The 21223-nt window shown below is 65.9% G+C and carries 21 protein-coding genes and 1 tRNA gene; 12 read left to right on the top strand and 10 right to left on the bottom strand.

Going from position 1 to position 21223, the window contains the following annotated elements; translation table 11 throughout:
• Nucleotides 1-172: 172 nt before the first annotated feature.
• Nucleotides 173-1699, top strand: a complete 1527-nt coding sequence (gene istA, locus F1640_RS18820; RefSeq protein ID WP_194917528.1) for an IS21 family transposase — start codon at nt 173-175, stop codon at nt 1697-1699.
• An 11-nt stretch (nt 1700-1710) separates the two neighbouring features.
• Nucleotides 1711-2451 (top strand): IS21-like element helper ATPase IstB, encoded by a 741-nt coding sequence (istB, locus tag F1640_RS18825; protein WP_194921074.1) that lies wholly within the window; start codon nt 1711-1713, stop codon nt 2449-2451.
• Nucleotides 2452-2508: 57 nt separating this feature from the next.
• Here istB and F1640_RS18830 read toward each other — a convergent pair whose 3' ends face one another.
• From F1640_RS18830 to F1640_RS18840, 3 genes are all read right to left on the bottom strand, one after another.
• Entirely contained in the window at nt 2509-2739 is a 231-nt protein-coding gene (locus F1640_RS18830; RefSeq protein ID WP_194920703.1) for an AlpA family transcriptional regulator, read from the bottom strand.
• A gap of 72 nt (nt 2740-2811) precedes the next feature.
• Nucleotides 2812-3717 (bottom strand): hypothetical protein, encoded by a 906-nt coding sequence (locus tag F1640_RS18835; RefSeq protein ID WP_194920705.1) that lies wholly within the window; start codon nt 3715-3717, stop codon nt 2812-2814.
• Nucleotides 3718-3907: 190 nt separating this feature from the next.
• Nucleotides 3908-3984, bottom strand: a tRNA-Pro gene (locus F1640_RS18840).
• A 236-nt stretch (nt 3985-4220) separates the two neighbouring features.
• Here F1640_RS18840 and yajC point away from each other — a divergent pair.
• The 3 genes from yajC to secF are packed head-to-tail and all read left to right on the top strand — an operon-like array spanning nt 4221 to nt 7168.
• Nucleotides 4221-4550 carry a preprotein translocase subunit YajC gene (yajC, locus tag F1640_RS18845; protein WP_190287084.1) on the top strand — a complete coding sequence of 110 codons (330 nt, stop codon included), beginning with the start codon at nt 4221-4223 and terminating at the stop codon, nt 4548-4550.
• A 32-nt stretch (nt 4551-4582) separates the two neighbouring features.
• Entirely contained in the window at nt 4583-6175 is a 1593-nt protein-coding gene (gene secD, locus F1640_RS18850) for a protein translocase subunit SecD (protein WP_194920707.1), read from the top strand.
• Nucleotides 6176-6190: 15 nt separating this feature from the next.
• Nucleotides 6191-7168, top strand: coding sequence for a protein translocase subunit SecF (gene secF / locus F1640_RS18855; RefSeq protein WP_194920709.1), 978 nt, complete (start codon nt 6191-6193; stop codon nt 7166-7168).
• Between the two features lie 127 nt (nt 7169-7295).
• On the opposite strand, the gene F1640_RS18860 is transcribed toward secF, so the two are convergent.
• Together F1640_RS18860 and F1640_RS18865 are read right to left on the bottom strand one after the other, a co-directional pair.
• Nucleotides 7296-8507, bottom strand: a complete 1212-nt coding sequence (locus tag F1640_RS18860; protein ID WP_309229301.1) for a glycosyltransferase — start codon at nt 8505-8507, stop codon at nt 7296-7298.
• The gene (locus tag F1640_RS18865; protein ID WP_125955386.1) at nt 8504-9076 is read right to left on the bottom strand and encodes a helix-turn-helix domain-containing protein; all 573 of its coding nucleotides are present in this window, start codon (nt 9074-9076) and stop codon (nt 8504-8506) included. The genes F1640_RS18860 and F1640_RS18865 overlap by 4 nt, the downstream gene beginning before the upstream one ends.
• Nucleotides 9077-9184: 108 nt before the next feature.
• On the opposite strand from F1640_RS18865, the gene F1640_RS18870 reads away from it, so the two are divergent.
• Together F1640_RS18870 and F1640_RS18875 are read left to right on the top strand one after the other, a co-directional pair.
• On the top strand, nt 9185-9661 hold the full coding sequence (locus tag F1640_RS18870; RefSeq protein WP_194920711.1) for a DUF6456 domain-containing protein: 477 nt from the start codon (nt 9185-9187) through the stop codon (nt 9659-9661).
• Between the two features lie 93 nt (nt 9662-9754).
• Nucleotides 9755-11563 (top strand): DUF885 family protein, encoded by a 1809-nt coding sequence (locus F1640_RS18875; RefSeq protein ID WP_194920712.1) that lies wholly within the window; start codon nt 9755-9757, stop codon nt 11561-11563.
• A gap of 43 nt (nt 11564-11606) precedes the next feature.
• Here the strand turns inward: F1640_RS18875 and F1640_RS18880 are convergent, their stop codons facing one another.
• Nucleotides 11607-13406: an ABC-F family ATP-binding cassette domain-containing protein gene (locus F1640_RS18880; protein ID WP_194920715.1), complete on the bottom strand. Its 1800-nt coding sequence runs from the start codon at nt 13404-13406 to the stop codon at nt 11607-11609.
• A 131-nt stretch (nt 13407-13537) separates the two neighbouring features.
• On the opposite strand from F1640_RS18880, the gene F1640_RS18885 reads away from it, so the two are divergent.
• The 3 genes from F1640_RS18885 to F1640_RS18895 all read left to right on the top strand — a co-directional run bounded on the left by F1640_RS18885 (nt 13538) and on the right by F1640_RS18895 (nt 16079).
• Nucleotides 13538-13837, top strand: a complete 300-nt coding sequence (locus F1640_RS18885; protein WP_124807509.1) for a PepSY domain-containing protein — start codon at nt 13538-13540, stop codon at nt 13835-13837.
• Between the two features lie 109 nt (nt 13838-13946).
• Complete coding sequence (locus F1640_RS18890) at nt 13947-14624, top strand: response regulator transcription factor (protein ID WP_124807508.1); 678 nt, start codon at nt 13947-13949, stop codon at nt 14622-14624.
• A 132-nt stretch (nt 14625-14756) separates the two neighbouring features.
• Nucleotides 14757-16079: a sensor histidine kinase KdpD gene (locus tag F1640_RS18895; protein WP_136957243.1), complete on the top strand. Its 1323-nt coding sequence runs from the start codon at nt 14757-14759 to the stop codon at nt 16077-16079.
• A 6-nt stretch (nt 16080-16085) separates the two neighbouring features.
• On the opposite strand, the gene F1640_RS18900 is transcribed toward F1640_RS18895, so the two are convergent.
• Genes F1640_RS18900 through rph form a run of 4 tightly spaced genes read right to left on the bottom strand, consistent with a single transcriptional unit; the run spans nt 16086 to nt 19486 of the window.
• Nucleotides 16086-16982: a tyrosine recombinase XerC gene (locus F1640_RS18900; protein WP_194920716.1), complete on the bottom strand. Its 897-nt coding sequence runs from the start codon at nt 16980-16982 to the stop codon at nt 16086-16088.
• Nucleotides 16979-18133 (bottom strand): radical SAM family heme chaperone HemW, encoded by a 1155-nt coding sequence (gene hemW / locus F1640_RS18905; protein WP_194920718.1) that lies wholly within the window; start codon nt 18131-18133, stop codon nt 16979-16981. Before hemW ends, F1640_RS18900 begins: the two co-directional genes overlap by 4 nt.
• A 10-nt stretch (nt 18134-18143) precedes the next feature.
• Nucleotides 18144-18773: an RdgB/HAM1 family non-canonical purine NTP pyrophosphatase gene (gene rdgB, locus F1640_RS18910; protein WP_194920727.1), complete on the bottom strand. Its 630-nt coding sequence runs from the start codon at nt 18771-18773 to the stop codon at nt 18144-18146.
• A complete protein-coding gene (gene rph, locus F1640_RS18915; RefSeq protein ID WP_194920729.1) occupies nt 18770-19486 on the bottom strand; it encodes a ribonuclease PH in 717 nt (238 codons plus the stop codon). The genes rdgB and rph overlap by 4 nt, the downstream gene beginning before the upstream one ends.
• A gap of 111 nt (nt 19487-19597) precedes the next feature.
• On the opposite strand from rph, the gene hrcA reads away from it, so the two are divergent.
• Together hrcA and grpE are read left to right on the top strand one after the other, a co-directional pair.
• Entirely contained in the window at nt 19598-20662 is a 1065-nt protein-coding gene (gene hrcA, locus F1640_RS18920) for a heat-inducible transcriptional repressor HrcA (protein ID WP_124807502.1), read from the top strand.
• Nucleotides 20659-21219, top strand: a complete 561-nt coding sequence (grpE, locus tag F1640_RS18925) for a nucleotide exchange factor GrpE (RefSeq protein WP_194920731.1) — start codon at nt 20659-20661, stop codon at nt 21217-21219. Before hrcA ends, grpE begins: the two co-directional genes overlap by 4 nt.
• The last annotated feature ends 4 nt before the right edge of the window (nt 21220-21223 follow it).

The raw sequence follows: 21223 nt of genomic DNA on the forward strand, positions 1-21223 counted from the left end.
GGTCATGCCGGCCACCATTCCGATTTGATCCCGGCCGGCATTCCGACCTGATCCCGGCCGGCATTCCGATTAATTCCCGGCCACCTGCCGGGGGATGAGAAGCCTGATCGTTGGGCCATCCTTGCGGCTGCGTGTGAGCCGGGAGGACTGGATGCCGACGAGGAGGCCGAAGATGCGCGATGTGCGCGAAGTATTGAGATTGCACCGGGAAGGCTGTGTCCCGATGCGCGAGGTGGCCCGTATGATGGGCATTGCACGCTCGACGGTGCGAGACATGGTGGTCCGCTTCGAGCGCTCGGGGCTTTCCTGGCCGGTTCCGGCCGAGATCAGCGACGCGGAACTGGAAGCCCGGCTTTATGGGCCTGCCGGGGTAAAGCCGGGCAGACGCAAGCAATCCGAGCCCGACTGGTCGGTGGTGGCACGCGAGCTGAAGCGCAAGCACGTGACGCTGCAGGTCCTGTGGGAAGAATACATCGCCGCTCATCCCGACGGTTATCGGTACAGTCGCTGGTGCGAGCTGTTCCGCAACTGGGAAGGCCGGTTGTCGCTGGTGATGCGCCAGAGCCATGCCGGCGGCGAGAAGCTGTTCGTCGACTACGCGGGCGACACTGTCCCGGTCGTGATCAACCGCCGGACCGGCGAGATCCGCGCCGCGCATCTGTTCGTGGCGGTGCTGGGCGGCTCGAGCCTGTCGTTCGCGTGCGCGACCTGGACGGAGCAGTTTGCTGACTGGGCCGAGGCCCACAACGCCGCGTTCGCGTTCTTCGGCGGCGTGCCGCGGTTGCTGGTGCCCGACAATGCCAAGGTCGCGGTGATCAAGGCCTGCAACTTCGATCCAATGGTCAACCGCAGCTACACCGACCTCGCCCGCCATTACGGTACGGCGGTGCTCCCGACACGAAGCCGGAAGCCGAGAGACAAGGCGAAAGTGGAGGCTTGCGTCGGCATCGTCGAAAGATGGGTGCTGGGCCGGCTGCGCAACCGGATCTTCTACAGTCTGGCCGAGGTCAATGCGGGCATTGCCGAGTGCCTTGCCGATCTCAACGACCGGCGCGTGCTACGCCAGTTCCAGAAGACCCGGCGCGAACTGTTCGATGAGGTTGACGCGCCCAACCTCAAACCGCTGCCTGCCGAGCCCTGGGTCCATGCCCAGTGGAAGCGCTGCCGGGTCGGGCTCGACTACCATATCGCGCTCGAGCAGCATCACTACTCGGTGCCGCATCGCTTCGCCCGCCGTGAGGTAGAAGCCCGCTTTACCGCACGCACTGTCGAGATCTTCCTGGGCGGCGAGCGCATTGCCGTTCACATGCGTGGCAGCGGAAATGGCCGGCACACGACTGTGCCCGAGCATATGCCCTCGAGCCACCGGCGCTATCTGGAATGGACGCCCGCGAAGATCCGCGACGAGGCGGCCCGGATCGGGCCGATGCTGTCGCTGTTGGTCGAGCGCATCATCAACGATCGGCCGCATCCCGAACAGGGATACCGCTCGTGCCTTGGCATCATCGGCTTGGCCAAGCGCTTCGGCGCCGATCGGCTTGAAGCCGCCGCGGTCCGCGCTCTGGAGATCCAGGCGCGCAATTATCCTTCCGTCAAATCGATCCTCGAAAAGGGGCTCGACAAGGTGCCCGTGTCCAAAGCCCCGGAGCGCGAGCCGATCCTGCACGACAACATCCGGGGCTCCCAATACTACCATTGAGAGGAACAATGATGCTCAGACACCCAACCCTTGATCAATTGAACCAGCTCGGCCTGACCGGCATGGCGCACGCCTTCGCCGACCTCGACAACAACGGCGATGCCGCCAGCCTGAACCACGCCGAATGGCTGGCGTTGCTGCTCGATCACGAGGCTACCTGGCGTAACGACCGGCGCCTCGCGCTGCGCCTGCGACACGCCAAGCTACGGCACCACGCTGTTCCCGAGGACGTCGATTACCGCGCTGCGCGCGGGCTCGACCGCCGGTTGTTCGAAATGCTGCTCAAGGGCAACTGGATCGCCGCCCACGAGAACTGCGCGATTATCGGGCCAGCAGGCGTCGGCAAAAGTTGGCTTGCCTGTGCAATCGGCCACCAGGCTTGCCGGGACAATCGCTCGGTGCTCTACACCCGCCTACCGCGCCTGATCGATGACTTGTCGCTGGCCAAGGGTGACGGCCGCATCGCGGCCCGAATGAAGAGCCTGGCGCGCGTCGACCTGCTCATCCTTGACGACTGGGGGCTTGAGCCGCTCGACGGCAATGCCCGTCATCACCTGCTCGAAATCCTCGAAGACCGTTACGGCCGTCGATCAACGTTGGTGACCAGCCAGCTCCCAGTAGCCAGCTGGTTCAATCTGATCGGCGACCCGACCTACGCCGATGCCATCCTCGATCGCCTCGTTCACAACGCCCATCGCCTAGAACTCTCCGGCGAATCCATGCGCCGAAATCTCCACGCTCAAGCCGCTTGACCCACTCAAAACCTGCATGCCAATAATTACCCACGATCTGGCTTCACCCGGCCGGCATCATATCGGAACAGTGACCGGGATCAGATCGGAATGGGCGGCCGGGATCGTCGGAATCAGCAGCCAGTCCTCGATGTCGCCCGAGCGCCACCGTATTTTGCCCCTGCCGATATGGCAGGGGCATGGAAATGCGCCGCTGCGTGCGCGGCGATACAAAGTGGTGCGCGATTTGAATCCGGTGACGCTGAGTACGTCGGTTACGGTCAGGAGCTGATCCCGGTTTGGAGGCATGGCGTTGTCCTTTCACTCGTTGGAATGCAGGACGTGGCAAATCGGGGCGTCAGCGTGAATTCAGTTCCACATTCACGGAAATTCATGCATCGGCAAATTGCGGAGAAAGCTATTGAACGGCGGGTAGATGCCTGCGTGGATTTTCTCCATTCTGCTATCAGCCGTTCCTTCGTCGCGAAGCTTTTCCTTCTTCTGCTCGAACGTCTTGCCTTCGAACTCCGGGCGTCGCAGTGCAACGATGATCTGGATCGCTTCCCGAAATCCCTTGGCTTTCGAACCGGCTTTGTCGGCATGTGACAGAAGCCAGGTGATGCGCTTGTCGAACAATTCGCGATCCGGGGTTTCAATTAGTGTGCGCGATGTCACGAAAACGGGCGCAACTCGCCCGCCAAGTCTGACCCATAAGGCGCTCATCGGGATTGGCCTATGCGGGGTGCATTGCCAAAGCGATTGATCGCGGCTGAGGACAAAGAGCGAGCCATGGTCCGCGAGGAAGGCAGCGCGTGCTTTCTGTGACAGCGGCTTGACCGTTCCGTCCGGCAGCCGCTCATCGCAAATGATGTCGCCGTTCGCGAGCAGATGCTTGTAATCTTCCAGCGCTCTCAGATTGCGTTGGAGCACTACATTCGGCTCGGTGACTAGCTCGTCGATTTCTGGCTCGAAGCGAATCTTGCTCTTGTTGTGCGCCCAAACGAAAGTCACACCGCTGGCCAGCAGGACAGCAACTCCGATGGCCATTGGTTCCCTGAACACGGCAAGAGCAGCGCCAACCGCAACAGCTACGATGGATATGCCGCGCATGACATCGAGGACCAGTTGACGCCTGCGGCCCCGGCGCGCAGCCAAAGCCATCGCGTCGAGAACTTCCTTCGGAATAATCAGCTCGATAGGTGTCCCAGCCGGTTGCTTGAGAAACGCAATGAAGCCGTCCCGGATTTTGACGAACTCGGCGGGGCTGAGGGGCAATTGCTCCTGCATCCGTCCCATCGGATTAGGGGGAATCGGCCCGGCGTTCAATTCGGAAAACGGGTCTGGCGATGTTTATTTTTGATGCGCAGCGATGCATCGCGGTGAGAACATACTGGTATTATCTGCACCACCAGCGCACCACCAAAGCAAAATCGGGGCGGTGCGTTGTCGAGAAATTGCCTCTAAGTTATTGAAATATTGGTCGGGACGAGAGGATTCGAACCTCCGACCCCCACACCCCCAGTGTGATGCGCTACCAGGCTGCGCTACGTCCCGACCGGAGCGCGCCCTATAGGCAGGTCACTTGCGGATGGCAAGCGGCATGGTGCGCTTTGGGCGGAGACGATTTTTCGTCTCCGAAAGTGCCTCCGGAAGGGGTGCCGTTTGCCTTGCGTGGCCCAAGCTGCTAGGCGGCCGGGCCATATTTTTGCGCAATCTTTCCGGGCGGGCACACCGCTTTCCGTCCGGGCGGGTTGCAATGCCTTTCCACCGATCCCAAGAACGGTTCCATGATGCTGACATTCCTTTCCGCCGCCGCACCCGCCGCCACCCAGGAGCCGCCGCAGTGGCTTTCGTTCCTGCCGCTGGTCGGCATGGCGTTCATTTTCTGGTTCCTGATCCTGCGGCCGCAGATGCGCCAGCAGAAGGCGCACAAGGAAAAGATCGCCGCCATGAAGAAGGGGGACATGGTCGTCACCGCCGGGGGGCTGGTCGGCAAGGTCATCAAGCTGGACGATCACTATGCCGAACTGGAACTCGGCCCCAACGTGCGCGTCAAGGCGGTGCGTTCGACGATCGGTGACATCGTTCCGCCCGGCGGGACGGCTCCGGCCAACGACTGATCCCATCGGCTAGACGAAAAGAACCTGTTCTCATGCTCGATTTCCCGCGCTGGAAGGTACTGTGGCTCTGGGCGCTGACGATCGTCGGCATGCTGGCCGCCGTGCCTTCGCTGACCGCCACGGCGGGCCTCAACTGGCCGTCCGTACTGCCGGAGCCGAAGATCAACCTCGGTCTCGACCTGGCCGGGGGCAGCCACATCCTGCTCGAAGCCGATCCCTCTCAGGTGCGCCAGCAACGCATCGAGGCGATGGAGGAAAGCGTCCGCAACAAGCTGCGCCAGTCCGGTGACATCCGCATCAGCGACATCTCCAACCGCGATGGCGCGCTGACGTTCGTGGTGGCCGACCCGACCAAGGTGGACGCGGTGCGCGAGGCGGTGCTGCCGCTGACCAGCGGCGCGGGGCTTACCGGTCAGCGCGACTGGAAGATCGATGTCGTCGACGGCAACCGCTTCGTGCTGACGCCGTCGCAGGAAGGCATCGACCATGCGGTGACGCAGGCGATGGACACGGCGGTGGAAGTGGTGCGCAAGCGTATCGACGCGCTGGGCACCAAGGAGCCCACCATCATCCGCCAGGGCGCCAACCGCATCGTGGTGCAGGTGCCGGGGCTGCAGGACCCGCAGGCGCTCAAGAACCTGCTGGGCCAGACCGCCAAGCTCGAATTCAAGCTGGTGGATACCAGCGCGCTGCCTTCGGACGTGGCGCGCGGCATCGCCCCTCCGGGCAGCGAGATCGTACCCTATCAGGACCCCAAGCTGGGTGCGATCGCGGTCAAGCGGCTGGGCGGTATTCGCGGCGATCAGCTGACCAACGCGCAGCAGACCAACAGCCAGCAGACCAACGAACCGGTCGTCAACATCACGTTCAATTCGGACGGCGGCGAAAAGTTCGCCAAGCTGACCACGCAGAACGTCAACAAGCCCTTCGCCATCATCCTAGACGGCAAGGTCCTGTCCGCGCCCAACATCAACGAGCCGATCCTGGGCGGCAGTGCCGTGATCTCTGGCCGGTTCACCACGGAAAGCGCCAACCAGCTCGCCATCGCGCTGCGCTCGGGCGCGCTGCCGGTGGACCTCAAGGTGGTCGAAGAGCGGACCGTGGGGCCGGACCTTGGCGCGGATTCGATCCGCAAGGGCATGATCGCCATGCTCGTCGGCACCGGCGCGCTGATGGCCTTCATCCTCATCACCTACGGCCGTTTCGGGGTTTACGCGAACCTGGCGCTGGTCGTGAACGTGCTGATGATCCTGGGCATCATGGGCATCGTCGGCACCACGCTGACCCTGCCCGGCATCGCCGGCTTCGTGCTGACCATCGGCGCGGCGGTGGACGCCAACGTGCTGATCAACGAACGCATCCGCGAGGAACGTCATCGCGGCCGGCGCGTGGTGCAGGCGGTGGAGATGGGCTACAAGGAAGCGAGCCGCGCGATCTTCGACGCCAATATCACCAATGTCATCGCCGCGGTGCTGATGTTCGCGTTCGGCACCGGCCCGGTGCGCGGCTTCGCCGTGGTGCTCATGATCGGCATCGTGACCTCGGTGTTCACCGCCGTGACCATGACCCGCATGTGGGTGGCGCAGTGGCTCCGCCGCGCGCGGCCGTCCGAACTGAGCCTGTAAGAGGAGACGAAGGACATGAAGCTCCTCAAGCTCATTCCCGACAATACCAACATCCATTTCCTGAAGTGGCGGCTGCCGTTCTACATCGTCAGCCTGCTGCTGATGGCGGGATCGCTGACGCTGGTGGCGACGCGCGGCCTCAACCTGGGCGTCGATTTCGTCGGCGGCCAGATGATCCGCGTGACCTTCGAGCGCAGCGCCGAGGCGCCCGTGGCGCAGCTGCGGGGCGAGGTGGATAAACTGGGTTACGGCGAGCCGATCATCCAGCGCTACGGCAAGCCCAACGAAATCTCGATCCGGATGAAGCTGCCCGAAGGATCGGACCACGATCCCGCGCTGTCGGACAAGATGGCCCGCACGATCACCGCCGCGATCAAGACGGCCCATGCCGATGCGCGGATCGACGGCGTCGATTCGGTTTCGGGCAAGGTTTCCAAGGAGCTTGGCTGGGACGCGTTCAAGGCGCTGGGCTTCGCCGCGCTGGCGGTGGCGGCCTACATCTGGATACGGTTCGAATGGCAGTTCGGCATCGGCGCGCTGTTCGCGCTGGTGCATGACGTGGTGCTGACGCTCGGCATGTTCGCGATCACGCAGATGGAGTTCGACCTCAACATCGTGGCCGCACTGCTGACACTGATCGGCTATTCGCTCAATGATACGATCGTGGTCTACGACCGTATCCGCGAGAACATGAAGAAATACCGCAAGATGCCGATGCCGGAGCTGCTCGACCTTTCGGTCAACGAGACTCTGGCGCGTACGATTGTGACCTCGCTGTCGATGCTGATCACGCTGGTCGCGTTGCTGCTGTTCGGGCCGGACGTGATCTTCGGCTTCACCGCGGCGATCACGCTCGGTATCTTCGTGGGTACCTACAGCTCGATCTACATGGCCGCGCCGATCCTGATCTGGCTGAAGGTCAATCCCAAGAGCTTCATCACCACCGAAAGCGCGCTGGAAAAGCAGGAACGCCTGGCGCGCGAGCGGGGGTGAGAAAACGCGTCATCCCAGCGTAAGCTGGGATCTCGGGCAGCCGGGGACGGACCCCTGAAAGGTTTCCCGCAGCGGCCTGAGGTCCCAGCTTGGGCTGGGACGACGGGGGCGGTGTTTGTGCCCGCCGTCAGGCTGTGGTCTGCTCCCGGACCACGCCCTCGTAAATCTCCGCCATCGCGGCCGCATTGCCGTCCCAGCTGAAGCGGGCGGCGCAGGCTGCGACGTCTTCCTGCGCGGGGGGATCGGCCAGCAGATCGCCGAGCGCGGTGGCGATGGCCACCGGATCGCGTGCCGCGATGCGGCCAGCGGCGGGGCAGTCCACCACCTCGCGCGCGCCGCCGATGTCGGGGATGACGACCGGCGTGCCGCAGGCGAGCGCTTCGATCCAGGCATTGGCAAGGCCTTCGCGTTCCGAAGGCAGGACCATGGCGTCCGCCGCGCAAAGCAGCGTGGGCAGGGTCTCGTGATCGACCGCGCCGACGAACTGGACCCGCTCGGCCAGCTCGAGTTCGCTCGCCAGCGCCTTGAGCGCGGCCTCGTTCGCCCCGGTGCCGGCAATGACCAGGCGGACGTCCTCGGGCAGATGGGCCAGGGCGCGGATCGCCAGCGCCTGCCCCTTGATCGGGATCAGCGCGCCGACGCTGACGACGAGCCTACCGACCGACCAGATGCCGAGATCGGGAATGGCCGAGACCAGCTGCCGCGCGGCGGCGCGCGGCAGGGGCGAAAAGCGCGCGTGATCGAGACCAGTATAATGGACGTGCATCTTGCCGGCTGGCAGGCCCAAGGCGGCCATGTCGTTGGCGAGTGCCTGCGAGACCGACAGCAGGACCGATGCCCTTTCGGCGGCCGCGCGCATCTGCCGCAGCGCGAAGGGCTTTGTGCCCCAGTAGTGGATGTCGGACCCGCGCGCCTTGATCGCGAACGGCAGGCCCAGCGCCTCGGCCACGCGCATGGCGGCCGGACCATCGGGATAGAAGAACTGCGCATCGACCATGTCGAACGGTTGTTCGGCGTGGAGACGCCGCACCAGCGGCAGGATGGCGCGCGCGATCAGCAGGGGATTGATGTGGCCGGAAAGGCCGGGGATCAGCGTGAAGCGCGGATGATGCACCGTGACGGGACCGCCGGTTTCGATCAGCGGCGTTTCGGCAATGTCGGCATAGCGGGCCAGCTTGACGGGGGGCAGGCCGATGGGGTTCACCACCGTCACCTCCCAATCGCCGCGCGCGGCCAGCGCTTCCATCTGCCGCGCGACGAAGCGCCCGAAACCGGGGCGCTGGGACGAGGGGTAAAGCGTCGAAATCGAGAGCAGGCGGCGCCCGGATGCAGGGTTCACAGTTTTCGGACCAGCATTTCCGCCACGCCGATCCACGCCGGGTGGTCGATCACCACCTGCCGCTGCCCGATGCCTGGGGGCAGCAGTGCGATACGCCCGTCGAGATGGTCGATCATCCGCCCGAAGGCGAAGCGGCCGGCAGGGCGTGGCGCAAGCACGTCGCGGTTGAGCGCGCGCGAATAATCCGCCGGATCGACCTGCCGCAGCCACACCTGATCGCCCGCCCGGTATTCGCCCAGGCCCGCATCGACAACCAGCGCCATGAGTCGCGCATCGCCGCCGAACTCGGTGGGCAGCACCGCGTCCATCGGGTGCGTCAGCGCCTCAGGTCCGCCGGCGGTGAGCCGCGCGACGACGTTGGGTATGGCGGAATGGTCCGGCTTTACCAGAAGCTGCGGATCGACATCGAGCGCGGCGCCGATCCGGTTCATCCACGTCAGCGACAAGCTGCGCATCCCGGTTTCGAGCCGGCCGATGGTTTGCGCCGTCGTCGGCGGAACGCAGCGCGCGGCCACGTCGGCCAGGGTCAGGCCTTTCTGGCGACGGATGTCGCGGATGCGGTTGATCATGGTGGTTCCATTTCTGAGAGGAACGGAAGTTGAAATTGCTTTCCTACAAAGCAGCCCCTGGGGCAAGTGCGGCGGCGTTCCCCAAATGTTCAAAGCGGAGGTGACCCGATGCGCCAAGTCCTTATCGATCGTGAACTGACCAGCGAAGGCCCGCGCCGGGCAGGGCGTGGTTCCGCGGCGGCCGCGCGGCGCAGCGTGAAGGTGAATTGCGCCGAATCGCCACTGACCTGGTTGCATGCACGCGGCGATCTCAGCGACCGGCAGTTCGACGCGGGGGAGCGCCTGCGGACCGATTGGGAGCGCGCGCAACTGGCGCCAGCCGTCACGATGCGCTGGGAGCCGGTGCGTTTTGGCGGTGGCGAGCGCAACCTTTCGCCAACCGAGCGGCAGATCGCGGCGAAGGAACGCTTCGATGCGGCGATCGCCGCCGCGGGAACCGGCTTGAGCGATATTCTGTGGCGGGTGGTTTGCTCCGGCGATGCCCTGGCGATGGCGGAGAAGGCGCTGGACTGGCCTGTCCGCAGCGGTAAGCCGGTCTTGCGCATCGCGCTTGACCGTGTGGCGGACTTTTATCGCATCCGATGAACGACACAGGCGGATCGACGAACGTCATTGCGGGCTATCCCCGCGCCGTGTCAGGCCGTATCGATTGAAACTACAGTGTCGGGAAGCAGCTTCATGGAACGACGGGAATTTCTGGGATTCGCGGGAATCGCGGCGGGTGCGCTTGGCGGAGGCTGGCCGCTCCGGGTTCTGGCCCAGACGGCCGGCGATGCCGCGTTCAACGCGCTGGCCGACAGGTTGTTCTACGAACAGCTGCTGATCGAGCCCGAAAACGCGACGCGCCTTGGCCTCGACAAGGGCACTCGTGCCGGCTTGCGAGCACGGCTTGATGACTACAGCGAGGCCGGGAAGGATGCGTCGCGGGCGTTTAACGAACGCGCCTTGGCGGCAATGCGTGGCGTGGATGCGGGAAGCCTGAGCGCTGCCGCCCGGCTGAACCGCGATGTCCTTGCCTACAAGTTCGAACAGGAACTCGCCGGCAAGCCGTTCGGGCTGGACGACGTGGAAAATCCCTATCCGATCACGCAGCAGAGCGGCGTCTATTTCAGTGTTCCCGACTTTCTCGACAGCCAGCACCCGGTCGAGAACGCCGATGACGCCGAAGCCTATCTGACGCGGCTGCGCGCTTTCGCTTTCGCGCTGGACGATGAAACCGCGCGGCAGCGGCGCGACGCCGGGCGCGGCCTGATCGCGCCGGTATGGTCCGTCGATCTGGTGTTGAAGCAGATGCGCGCGCTGCGCGCACCGTCACCCGAACAGAACGCCATGGTGCGATCGCTGGTCAAGCGAACGACGGCGAAGAGCGTGGCAGGCGACTGGGAAAGCCGGGCTGCCCGGATCGTGGCGGGAGACGTCTATCCCGCGCTCGATCGCCAGATCGCGTTGATGCAGCAGTTGCGCGGGCGCACGCGGCCGGGCGATGGCGCGTGGCGTCTGCCCAAGGGCGACGAGATCTACGCGCTGGCGCTGCGCAAGGCGACCACCACCGATCACACGGCCGAGCAGGTCCACAAGATCGGGCTGGAGCAGGTAGCCGATATTTCCGCGAAGCTGGACGCCATCCTGAAGGGCGCGGGCTTCACCACCGGTTCGGTTGGGGCGCGGTTGACCGCTCTCAACGCCTCGCCCGCGCAACGCTATCCGAACACCGATCAGGGGCGCCTGGACCTGATCGCCAGCCTGAACGCGGGTATCGCCGCGATGACGCAGAAACTGCCGCGCGCGTTCCGCGACATCCCGTCCGAGCCGCTCGAAATCCGCCGCGTTCCGGTGGAAATTCAGGATGGCGCGCCGAACGGGTATTACTATTCCGCGCCGCTCGACGGTTCGCGCCCGGCGATCTACTGGATCAACCTGAAGGACGTGGCCGACTGGCCGAAGTATTCGCTGCCGGCGCTGACCTACCACGAGGGCATTCCCGGCCATCACTTGCAGGGCGGCTATACCCGCAGCGGCGGGAACCTGCCGATGTTCCTGAAGGACTATTTCATTTCCGCCTATGGCGAGGGCTGGGCGCTCTATGCCGAGCAGCTGGCCGATGAGCTGGGCGGATATACCGGCATCGAAAGCGCCGGCTATCTCCAGTCCTTCCTGTTCCGCGCGGCGCGTCTGGTGGTCGATACCGGGCTGAACCACTACCGCTGGAGCCGCGAGAAAGCGACCGACTACCTCGTCAACACAGTGGGCTTCGCGCGGCCGCGCAGCCAGCGCGAGATCGAGCGCTATTGCGCCTCGATCGGGCAGGCGTGCAGCTACAAGATGGGCCACACGGCCTGGGTTGCTGCGCGCACCAAGGCGCAGCAGGCACTGGGCGACCGCTTCAGCCTGCCCTGGTTCCATGACATCCTGAAGGAAGGCGTGATGCCGCTGTCGATGCTGGAGCGGCGGGTGGATGAACGGATCGCCGAAGCGAAGCGCGGCTGACGAAGGACGGGCTGGGGCAGCGGAAGGCGGGAGTTACCGGCTCTCAGCCTTCCGCCATCTCCGCCAGTTCCAGCCAGCGCTCCTCGGCCGCGTCTTTGTCGGCGCGGACCTTTTCCAGCGCGGCCATCAGCGCGTCGAACTTCTTGGGATCGCGCGCGTAGAGGTCCGGATCGGCCAGTTGCGCCTCGCCGCGCGCAATGGCGGCATCGAGTTCCTCGATCTTTTGGGGCAGCAACTCGTAATCGCGCTGATCCTTGTAGGAGAGCTTGCCCTTCTTGGCGGCCGGGGGAGGCGGCGGCGGGGCGCTTTCCGCCTTGGGCGCGGCCTTGACCGGCGCCACGCGCGCCTTGCGCTGCTTTTCCCAGTCGGCATAGCCACCGGCCACGACATCGACCTTGCCCGATCCGTCCAGCCCCAGCGTGATGGTGACGGTGCGATCGAGAAAGTCGCGGTCGTGGCTCACGATGAGCACGGTGCCGTCGTAGTCCGCGATCACTTCCTGCAGCAGATCGAGCGTTTCGAGGTCGAGGTCGTTGGTCGGCTCGTCCAGCACCAGCAGGTTGGACTTGCGGGCGAATTCGCGCGCGAGCAGCAGACGCGAGCGTTCGCCGCCCGACAGCGTGCCGACGCGCGCCTCGACGAGGCCGGGATCGAACAGGAAGTCCTTGAGGTAGCCCTGGATGTGCTTGCGTTCGCCGCGCACGTCGATCCAGTCACCGCCTTCGGCCAGCACGTCGCGCACGCGCTTTTCCGGCGACATCAGGCTGCGTTGCTGGTCGATCATCACGCCGCTGAGCGTCTTGGCCAGCGTGACCGTCCCGCTGTCGGGCTGGAGTTCGCCGGTCAGCAGCTTGAGCAGCGTGGTCTTGCCCGTGCCGTTCGCGCCGACCACGCCGATGCGGTCGCGCCGGGTGATGCGCAGGCTGAAATCCTTGATGATCGCGCGGGCGCCGGCGCCTTCGCCGAACGTCTTGGTAACGTGATCGGCGACGATCACCGCCTTGCTCTTGGCCTCGTCGTCGCTGGCGATAGCGAGCTTCGCCGTGCCTTGCGGACTGAGCATCGCGGCGCGCTGGGCGCGCATTTCCCAGAGCTTTTCAAGCCGGCCCTGGTTGCGCTTGCGCCGTGCGGTGACGCCGCGCTCAAGCCAGTGCGCCTCGATCTTCAGTTTGGCGTCCAGCTTGTCCGCGGCGCGGGCTTCCTCGGCATAGACCTGTTCCATCCACGCTTCATAGCCACCGAAGCCGATGTCCTTTCGGCGCAGCGAACCGCGATCGAGCCACAGCGTGGCGCGGGTGAGCCGTTCGAGGAACGTGCGGTCGTGGCTGATGACCACGAATGCGCCGGTATAGCGCTGGAGCCAGGATTCCAGCCAGTCGATCGCGGCGAGATCGAGGTGGTTGGTCGGTTCGTCCAGCAGCAGGATGTCGGGGTCTGAGGCGAGCGCGCGGGCCAGCGCGGCACGGCGGCGTTCGCCACCGCTGGCGCTTTCGGCCTTGCGGGCCATGTCAATGCCAAGCTGGCTGGCGATGGCTTCCACCTCGTGTCGTTCCGGCGCGTCCGGCCCGTGCAGCGCGAAATCCATCAGCGTATCGAACCCGGTGAAGAACGGGTCCTGCTCCAGCGTGACCAGCCGCACGCCCGGCTGGATGGAGCGCTTGCCCTTGTCGGAATCGATCTGCCCGGCGATCAGGCGCAGCAGCGTGGTCTTGCCCGCGCCGTTGCGGCCAATCAGCGCCAGCCGGTCGCGCGGGCCGATATGGAGGTCAAGATCGCGGAAAAGCCAGCCGGTGCCCTGGAGAAGCCCAAGGCCCTCCCAGCTCAAGATCGGTGCTGCTGCCATGCCGCGCGCTTAGCCGCCGGTGGGCAGAAGGTCTAGGGTCAGTACTCCCGGCCGGCACTTTTTGCCTGAACCGCCGCCGGCATCCGCATTCACGCCTTGTTCAATGCTTCGGCTCTAGGCAAAGCAGCATCATGCGCTGGATCATCGCCTTTACCGCCGTCGGTCTCGCGGCCTTGCCTGCGACGGCCTTTTCGGCCCCGAACCGTCCTGACGCCCAGGGCGAAGTCCGCCGCGACCTGCGCGCGGGCAACGTGCGTTCGCTGCGCGAGATCGAGCGGACCGTGTTGCCGACCAAGCCGGGAATGCAATACCTGGGGCCGGAATACGATCCCGCCGCCATGGTCTATCGCCTGAAGTTCATTCGCGAAGGCCATGTCATGTTCGTCGACGTGGATGCGCGCACCGGGCAGGTGCTGGGTGAATCCCGCTGATCTTTCCATTCCTTGACCGTTCAGGTTCAAGGGATCATCTAGCATTCCTGAACACGTAACCGCGCGCTCTCCGGCATGGGAGCGGGCGAGCAGCAGGGGACAGCCTTACATGCGCATCCTGATCGTCGAGGACGAACCGACCCTCGGCAAGCAGCTCAAGGCCACGCTGGAACACAATGGCTACGCCGTCGATCTTTCCACCGATGGCGAGGACGGCCATTTTCTCGGCTCGACAGAGGACTACGACGCGGTGATCCTCGATCTGGGCCTGCCCGAGATCGACGGGCTGACCGTGCTTGGCATGTGGCGCAAGGAAGGGCGCAAGTTCCCGGTGCTCGTGCTGACCGCGCGCGACAGCTGGTCCGACAAGGTGGCCGGGCTCGACGCGGGCGCGGACGACTATCTGGCCAAGCCGTTCCAGACCGAGGAACTGATCGCCCGCCTGCGCGCGCTGATCCGCCGGGCTTCGGGCAACTCCTCGTCGGAACTCATCGCGGGCGACGTGCGGCTCGATACCCGTTCGGGCCGGGTCACGCTGAACGGCGAGCCGGTGAAGCTGACGGCGCAGGAATACAAGCTGCTGTCCTACCTGCTTCACCACAAGGGCAAGGTCGTCAGCCGCACCGAATTGATCGAGCATATCTACGATCAGGATTTCGACCGGGATTCGAACACGATCGAGGTGTTCGTCACCCGTATCCGCAAGAAGCTGGGGCCGGACGTGATCACCACGATCCGGGGGCTGGGTTACAGCCTCGACGATCCGGCCCATCCGGGCCGCGGTTGACGATCGGCGCCTTGTCCGCGGCACCGCAGGGCATGACGCGGCATCGCGGCGGACGGGCAGGGAACTGAGAGCGTGACCACCACCGCGCAGGAACCGAAGACAGCGCCGCACACCGGATCGCTGGCGCGGCGCATGATGCTGATCGCGTTCGCGTGGATCACGGTGCTGTTGCTGGGCGGTGGGCTCGCGCTCGACCGCACGCTGACCGGCCTGGTCACGCGTAATTTCGACGAACAGCTGGGCTACATGCTGACCGCCATGGTCGCCTCGGCCGAGATCGGGCCGGATGGCGAAGTGTTCTTCAACCGGCCGCTGGGGGACCAGCGCTTTCTGGAACCGAACAGCGGGCTCTACTGGCAGATCAGCGGGCAGGGGCATGAGGATTTCCCGTCGCGCTCGCTGTGGGACCGCACGCTCAAGCTCCAGAGCGACCATGTCGATACCGAGCCGCACATCTATGATAGCGGCCAGTTCGAGGGCGAACGGCTGCGGATGATCGAGCGATCGGTAATCCTGCCCGGCAGCAACACGCTGTGGCAATTCGCGGTCGCCGCCAGCCGCAGTGAACTCGACGCGCAGATCCGCCGCATCCGCTCGATTCTGATCTGGTCGTTTGTGGTGCTGGGGCTGGGCCTGTTCGGCATGGCGGCCCTCCAGACCTATTACGGGCTGGGGCCGTTGCGGCGCGTGCGCCGGGCGATCGCGGCCATGCGCGAAGGCGGGGCGAGCCGGGTCAACGAGCCGCTGCCGCTGGAAGTGCAGCCGCTGGTGCTGGAGCTGAACGCGCTGCTCGAACATTCGGAACGGCAGGCGGAGGAAGCCCGCACCCATGCGGGCAACCTGGCCCATGCGCTCAAGACGCCGCTGACGGTGGTGATGAACGCGGCGACGGCCAAGGCTTCGGATCTGGCCGATACGGTGATCCGCGAGGCCGCGGTGATGCGGCGGCAGGTCGACCATCACCTTGCCCGCGCGCGCGCTGTCGGCCGCCGCGCGACCGGCCTTTCGCGCGCGGTGGTGTGGGAAAGCGCCGAGGCGGTGGAGCGCGCGGTCACACGGCTCTATCCCAAAGTCCGCTTCGACATGGACGGCAGCCGCGAGGCGCAGGTCGCGATCGAGCGGCAGGATCTGGACGAGATACTCGGCAACCTGATTGAGAACGCCGCCAAGTATGGCGGCGGCAGCGTGTTCATCACCGTGGACGCGAACCCGGCGGACCCGAAGTTCTGCGACATCTGGGTCGAGGATGACGGCATGGGCATTCCCGAGGAAGCGCGCGAGCGCATCTTCGATCGGGGCGCGCGGCTCGATACCGGCAAGCCGGGGACCGGGCTGGGCCTCGCCATCGTGCGCGACGTGGCCGAGCTTTACGGCGGCTCGATCGCGCTGAACGAAAGCGAGGATCTGGGCGGATTGCTGACCACGCTGCGCCTGCCGCGCGTGGTGGTGAAATAGAACGGCCTAGCGTTCGCGCGGATGGGCATTGCGATAGACGTCCAGCAGCGTTGCCGCGTCCACCTTGGTGTAGATCTGCGTTGAACTGAGGCTGGCGTGGCCCAGTAGCTCCTGCAACGAACGCAAGTCTGCACCCGCGCCGAGCAGGTGCGTGGCGAAGCTGTGCCGCAAGGCGTGCGGGGTCGCGGTGGGAGGGAGGCCAAGCACGGTGCGGGCGCGCGCGACGGCCTTCTGCACCATGCCCTGCGCGAGCGGACCGCCCTTGGCGCCCCGGAACAAGGGGGCGTCCTTCGTCAGCGGCCAGGGCACCTTGGCGGCATAGTCCTCCACGGCGGCGCGCACGATCGGCAGGATCGCGACGACGCGCTGGCGATTGCCCTTGCCGGTAACGACGAGCGATTCGCCCAGCGGCAGGACGGCGGCCGGCAGCGCCAGCGCCTCGGCGATGCGCAGGCCCGCACCATAGAGCAGCAGCAGGACGGCGCGATCGCGCGCGGCGATCCATTCCTCGCTGGCGTCTTCGGCGACCATGGCGGCGAGGTTGACCGCCTCATCCGGCGTGATCGGGCGCGGCAGGCCCTTCTTCACGCGGGGGCCGCGCAGGCGGGGCGGCGCTATGCCGGTTTCGCCGGATTGTTCGCGCGCGAAGGCGATGAACGACTTGATCGCCGACAGTTCGCGCGCGGCGGAGACATTGCCGATCCCGTCTGCCCGCCGCGCGGCAAGGTGCGTGCGCAGCGTGGCGGGATCGAGCCGGGCGAGCGAGGCCCAGCCCTGCGCGGGCGGAAGCGCCGCCAGCAGGCGCGTGGCGGTGGCGAGGTAGGCGCGGACCGTATGCGGGGAGCGGCGCCGCGCCAGCGAAAGGTGCTGGCCCCAGGCTTCGAGGATGTCCTGCGGCGTCATGCCGCAACCAGGCTTTCGGGCACGAGTTCGCCCAGCAGCGCGTCGAGCAGTGGCATGCCCTTTCCGGTGACGGCCAGCCGGTCGCCGGTATCGTTCAGCAGGCCCAATCCGGTATAGAACGCGCGCTTTGCGGGCACCACGAGATCGCTTTCGGCGAAACCGAACCGCGCCGCCAGCGCCTTCACGTCCACGCCTTCTGCCAGCCGCAGGCCCATCAGCATCGCTTCAGAAGCCTGCTCCGCCATCCCCAGCGCGCGCTGTTCGGCAAGGCCATGCGCCTGCGCGTCCACCGCCTTGAGGAAGTTTTCCGGCTTGCGGTGGCGCACTGTCGCCACGCCGCCGCGCCGCCCGTGCGCGCCGGGGCCGATGCCGGCATAATCGCCATAGCGCCAGTAGGTGAGGTTGTGGCGGCTTTCCTCGCCAGGGCGGGCATGGTTGCTGATCTCGTAGGCCGGCAGGCCGGCGCGCGCGGTGAGTTCGCGGGTCAGGCCGAAAAGCGTGCCGGCCGCGTCGTCGTCGAGCGGCGTGAAGCGGCCTTCGCGCACCAGCGTGGCGAAGCGCGTGCCCGGCTCGATCGTCAACTGGTACAGCGAAAGGTGGCCGGTGCCGAAGGCCAGCGCGCGGGTCAGTTCGGCTTCCCAGCTTTCCGGGGTGTGATCGGGGCGCGCATAGATCAGGTCGAAGCTGACGCGGCGGAAATGCCGTTGCGCCACGGCAAGCGCGGCCAGCCCTTCGCTGGCGTCATGAAGCCGGCCGAGAAAGCGCAAGGCGGTATCGTCCAGCGCCTGAAGCCCCAGCGAGACGCGGTTGATGCCGGCCTGCGCCAGCGCCGCGAAGTTGGCGGCTTCCACCGAGGAAGGGTTGGCTTCCAGCGTGATCTCGATGTCTTCGGCAAAGCGCCAATGCCGGCTAGCTTGCGCGATCAGGGTTTCGACCAGCGCGGGCGGCATCAGCGAAGGCGTGCCGCCGCCGAAGAAGATAGAGGTCAGTTCACGGCCGCCGGTCAGAGTGGCCTCGTGCGTCATGTCCGCCAGCAGCGCGGCCTGCCACTGGCCTATGTTGGTGCGTTCGCGGACATGGCTGTTGAAGTCGCAATAGGGGCACTTCGCCAGGCAGAACGGCCAGTGGATATAGAGCGCGAGCGGCGTCATCGGCCCGGTTCTACTCGGGGAACTGTTCCGCGACCAGCTTGGCGAAGGCATCGGCGCGGTGGCTGATGCGATGCTTTTCCTCCGCATCGAGTTCGGCGAACGTGCGGGTGCCACCGGCGGGCACGAACACCGGATCGTAGCCGAAGCCCAGCGTGCCGCGCGGTGGCCAGGTCAGCGTGCCGTGCGCGCGGCCTTCATAGACGGCGCTGGCGCCATCGGGCCAGGCGATGGCGAGGACGCAGGCGAAGTATCCGTCGCGCGGGGTGTCCGGCCCCTGCTCGCACAGTTTCCCCTCGACCTTGCCCATGGCCATGTACCAATCGCGACCGGGGCCGCCTTCATAGGGCGCGGCTTCGGCCCAGTCGGCGGTATAGACGCCGGGCGCGCCGCCCAGCGCGGCCACGCAGAGGCCGGAATCGTCGGCCAGCGCCGGCAGGTTCGCCGCTTCCGCCGCCGCGCGCGCCTTGATCAGCGCGTTCTCGACGAAAGTCGTGCCGGTTTCGGCCGGTTCGGGCAGGCCGAGTTCGCCGGCGGACAGGCACTCCACGCCATAGGGCGCCAGCAACGCCTGGATTTCGCGGAGCTTGCCCTTGTTGTGCGTGGCGATGACGAGCTTGCCGCGCGCCAGGTGGCGTGTCACCGCGCGACGGCCTTGGCCTGTGCGTCGAAGATCTGCGCGCAGCCCACGCGGGCGAGGCGGAGCAGGCGGAGCAGCCCCTCCTCGTCATAGGTCGCGCCTTCGGCGGTGGCCTGCACCTCGGCGATCTTCCCGCCATCGATCAGCACGAAGTTGGCATCGGCATCGGCCGAGGAATCCTCGATGTAGTCGAGGTCCAGCACCGGCACGCCGTTCACGATCCCGCACGAGATCGCCGCGACCTTTTCGGTCAGCGGATCGTCGTTGATGGCGCCGGCGTCGATCAGCTTCTGCACGGCGAGACGCAGCGCGATCCACGCGCCCGAGATCGAGGCGGTGCGGGTGCCGCCATCGGCCTGGATCACGTCGCAATCGAGCGTGATCTGACGTTCGCCCAGTTTCTTGAGGTCGGTCACGGCGCGCAGGCTGCGGCCGATCAGGCGCTGGATTTCCTGCGTGCGGCCGGACTGCTTGCCCTTGGCCGCCTCACGACTGCCGCGCGTGTGGGTGGCGCGGGGCAGCATCGAATATTCCGCCGTCACCCAGCCTTCGCCCTTGCCGCGCATGAACGGCGGCACGCGTTCTTCCACCGAAGCGGTAACCAGCACCTTGGTATCGCCGAATCCGATCAGGACCGAACCTTCGGCATGCTTGGTGAAGTTGGTCTCGATCGTGATGGCGCGCATTTCGTCTGCGGCGCGGCCGGAAGGGCGCATGGTGATTATCCTGCAAATCCGCATGTCGATGACAGGCGGGTGTTGAAAGTTGCGCAGGCCCTACGCGCAATGCCCTTGAGCCTGCAAGCCTGCCGTTTACATTGGGTGCTTATGGTTTCGCTTCCGCTCACCGAACTGTCCAGCCGCGCCCGGGATATCTTCCGGCTCGTGGTGGAAGGCTATATCGCCAGCGGCCAGCCGGTCGGCTCCAAGACCTTGGCGGGCACGGGCGGGGTCAACCTGTCGCCCGCCTCGATCCGTTCGGTGCTGCAGGAATTGCAGGACGCGGGGCTGCTGGCCGCGCCCCACACCAGCGCGGGCCGGATGCCGACCGAGATCGGCCTGCGCCTGTTTGTCGATGGCATCATGCAGGTGGCGGAACCCTCGGCGGCGGAGCGCGCGCAGATCCAGCGGGGCCTTGCCGAAGGCGGCACGATCGAGGCGGCGCTCAACGCCGCGTCGCTGGCGCTGTCGGAACTGTCCGCCGGCGCGGGCGTCGTGATGGTGCCGCGGCGCGAGCCCCGGCTTATGCAGCTTTCCTTCATGGCCCTTTCGCCCGGGCGGGCTCTGGCGGTGCTGGTGGGCGAGGATGGCGCGATCGAGAACCGGCTGATCGACCTGCCGGCGGATGTTCCGCCCCACGCGTTGGAGCAGGCAGGCAATTACCTGACACACAAGCTGATGGGGCGCACGCTGGGCGAAGCCGCCGTGGAAATCCGGCGCGACATCGCGGGCGGCCGGTCCGCGCTCGACACCGCCAGCCGCGATCTGGTCGAACGGGGATTGGCGATCTGGTCGATGGACGCGGCGCAGCGCCCGGTGCTGGTGGTGCGCGGGCAGGCCAACCTGCTGGACGAGGCCGCGCTGGGCGACATCGAGCGTGTCCGCCAACTGCTGGACCAGCTCGAGAACGCCGAGGCGATCGCCGGGGTGCTCGATGCCGCGCGGGATGCCGAATCGACGCGGATTTTCATCGGCAGCGAGAACCGCCTGTTCTCGCTGTCCGGCTCGTCGGTGATCGCTTCGCCGTGGCGCGATGCGGAAGGGCGCGTCGTCGGCGTGGTGGGGGTTATCGGACCGACGCGGTTGAATTATGCGCGCGTTGTCCCCATGGTGGATTTCACGGCTCAATCGTTGAGCAAACTCATCGGACAAGACGGATTTTCAAGAAAATGACGGATAACGAGACACGCCCGCTGGACGAAGCTGCACAGGCAGAACTGAAGGGTGTGCCCGAGGAACTGATCGATTCGGCGGGCAACGGCGAGGAACTGGTCAAGCTGCGCGAAGAACTCGAGGCGGCGAAGCAGGACATCCTTTACGCAAAGGCCGAAACACAGAACCTGCGCCGCCGCATGGAAAAGGACATCGCGGACACGCGCGCCTATGCCGCGACCGGCTTCGCGCGCGACATCCTGTCCGTGGCCGACAATCTGGCGCGCGCGCTGGAATCGATCCCCGCGGACTTGCGCGATGACGAGAAGTTCAAGAATCTGGTCGCCGGACTGGAAGCCACGGCGCGGGAGATCGAGAAGGTCTTTGCCGGCCACGGCATCAGCCGTATCGCGGCCACGGGCCTGCCGCTCGATCCGCACCAGCATCAGGCGATGATGGAAGTGCCTTCCGCCGACGCCGAACCCGGCACCGTGCTGCAGGAACTTCAGGCCGGCTACATGATCAAGGACCGCCTGCTGCGACCCGCGATGGTGGCCGTGGCCAAAAAGCCGGACTGAGCCG

The sequence above is a fragment of the Novosphingobium sp. NBM11 genome, from assembly GCF_015390225.1.
Taxonomy (GTDB): domain Bacteria; phylum Pseudomonadota; class Alphaproteobacteria; order Sphingomonadales; family Sphingomonadaceae; genus Novosphingobium.

Bases quoted from the DNA above. Each gene is read 5' to 3' on its own strand.
- F1640_RS18885 (WP_124807509.1), top strand. From the start codon at position 13,538: ATGCGCTGGATCATCGCCTTTACCGCCGTCGGTCTCGCGGCCTTGCCT.
- grpE (WP_194920731.1), top strand. From the start codon at position 20,659: ATGACGGATAACGAGACACGCCCGCTGGACGAAGCTGCACAGGCAGAA.
- secF (WP_194920709.1), top strand. From the start codon at position 6,191: ATGAAGCTCCTCAAGCTCATTCCCGACAATACCAACATCCATTTCCTG.
- hrcA (WP_124807502.1), top strand. From the start codon at position 19,598: ATGGTTTCGCTTCCGCTCACCGAACTGTCCAGCCGCGCCCGGGATATC.
- hemW (WP_194920718.1), bottom strand. From the start codon at position 18,133: ATGACGCCGCTCGCGCTCTATATCCACTGGCCGTTCTGCCTGGCGAAG.
- istB (WP_194921074.1), top strand. From the start codon at position 1,711: ATGCTCAGACACCCAACCCTTGATCAATTGAACCAGCTCGGCCTGACC.
- F1640_RS18875 (WP_194920712.1), top strand. From the start codon at position 9,755: ATGGAACGACGGGAATTTCTGGGATTCGCGGGAATCGCGGCGGGTGCG.
- F1640_RS18890 (WP_124807508.1), top strand. From the start codon at position 13,947: ATGCGCATCCTGATCGTCGAGGACGAACCGACCCTCGGCAAGCAGCTC.
- F1640_RS18830 (WP_194920703.1), bottom strand. From the start codon at position 2,739: ATGCCTCCAAACCGGGATCAGCTCCTGACCGTAACCGACGTACTCAGC.
- F1640_RS18865 (WP_125955386.1), bottom strand. From the start codon at position 9,076: ATGATCAACCGCATCCGCGACATCCGTCGCCAGAAAGGCCTGACCCTG.
- F1640_RS18900 (WP_194920716.1), bottom strand. From the start codon at position 16,982: ATGACGCCGCAGGACATCCTCGAAGCCTGGGGCCAGCACCTTTCGCTG.
- secD (WP_194920707.1), top strand. From the start codon at position 4,583: ATGCTCGATTTCCCGCGCTGGAAGGTACTGTGGCTCTGGGCGCTGACG.
- F1640_RS18870 (WP_194920711.1), top strand. From the start codon at position 9,185: ATGCGCCAAGTCCTTATCGATCGTGAACTGACCAGCGAAGGCCCGCGC.
- yajC (WP_190287084.1), top strand. From the start codon at position 4,221: ATGCTGACATTCCTTTCCGCCGCCGCACCCGCCGCCACCCAGGAGCCG.
- F1640_RS18895 (WP_136957243.1), top strand. From the start codon at position 14,757: ATGATGCTGATCGCGTTCGCGTGGATCACGGTGCTGTTGCTGGGCGGT.
- F1640_RS18835 (WP_194920705.1), bottom strand. From the start codon at position 3,717: ATGCAGGAGCAATTGCCCCTCAGCCCCGCCGAGTTCGTCAAAATCCGG.
- rph (WP_194920729.1), bottom strand. From the start codon at position 19,486: ATGCGCCCTTCCGGCCGCGCCGCAGACGAAATGCGCGCCATCACGATC.
- istA (WP_194917528.1), top strand. From the start codon at position 173: ATGCGCGATGTGCGCGAAGTATTGAGATTGCACCGGGAAGGCTGTGTC.
- F1640_RS18880 (WP_194920715.1), bottom strand. From the start codon at position 13,406: ATGGCAGCAGCACCGATCTTGAGCTGGGAGGGCCTTGGGCTTCTCCAG.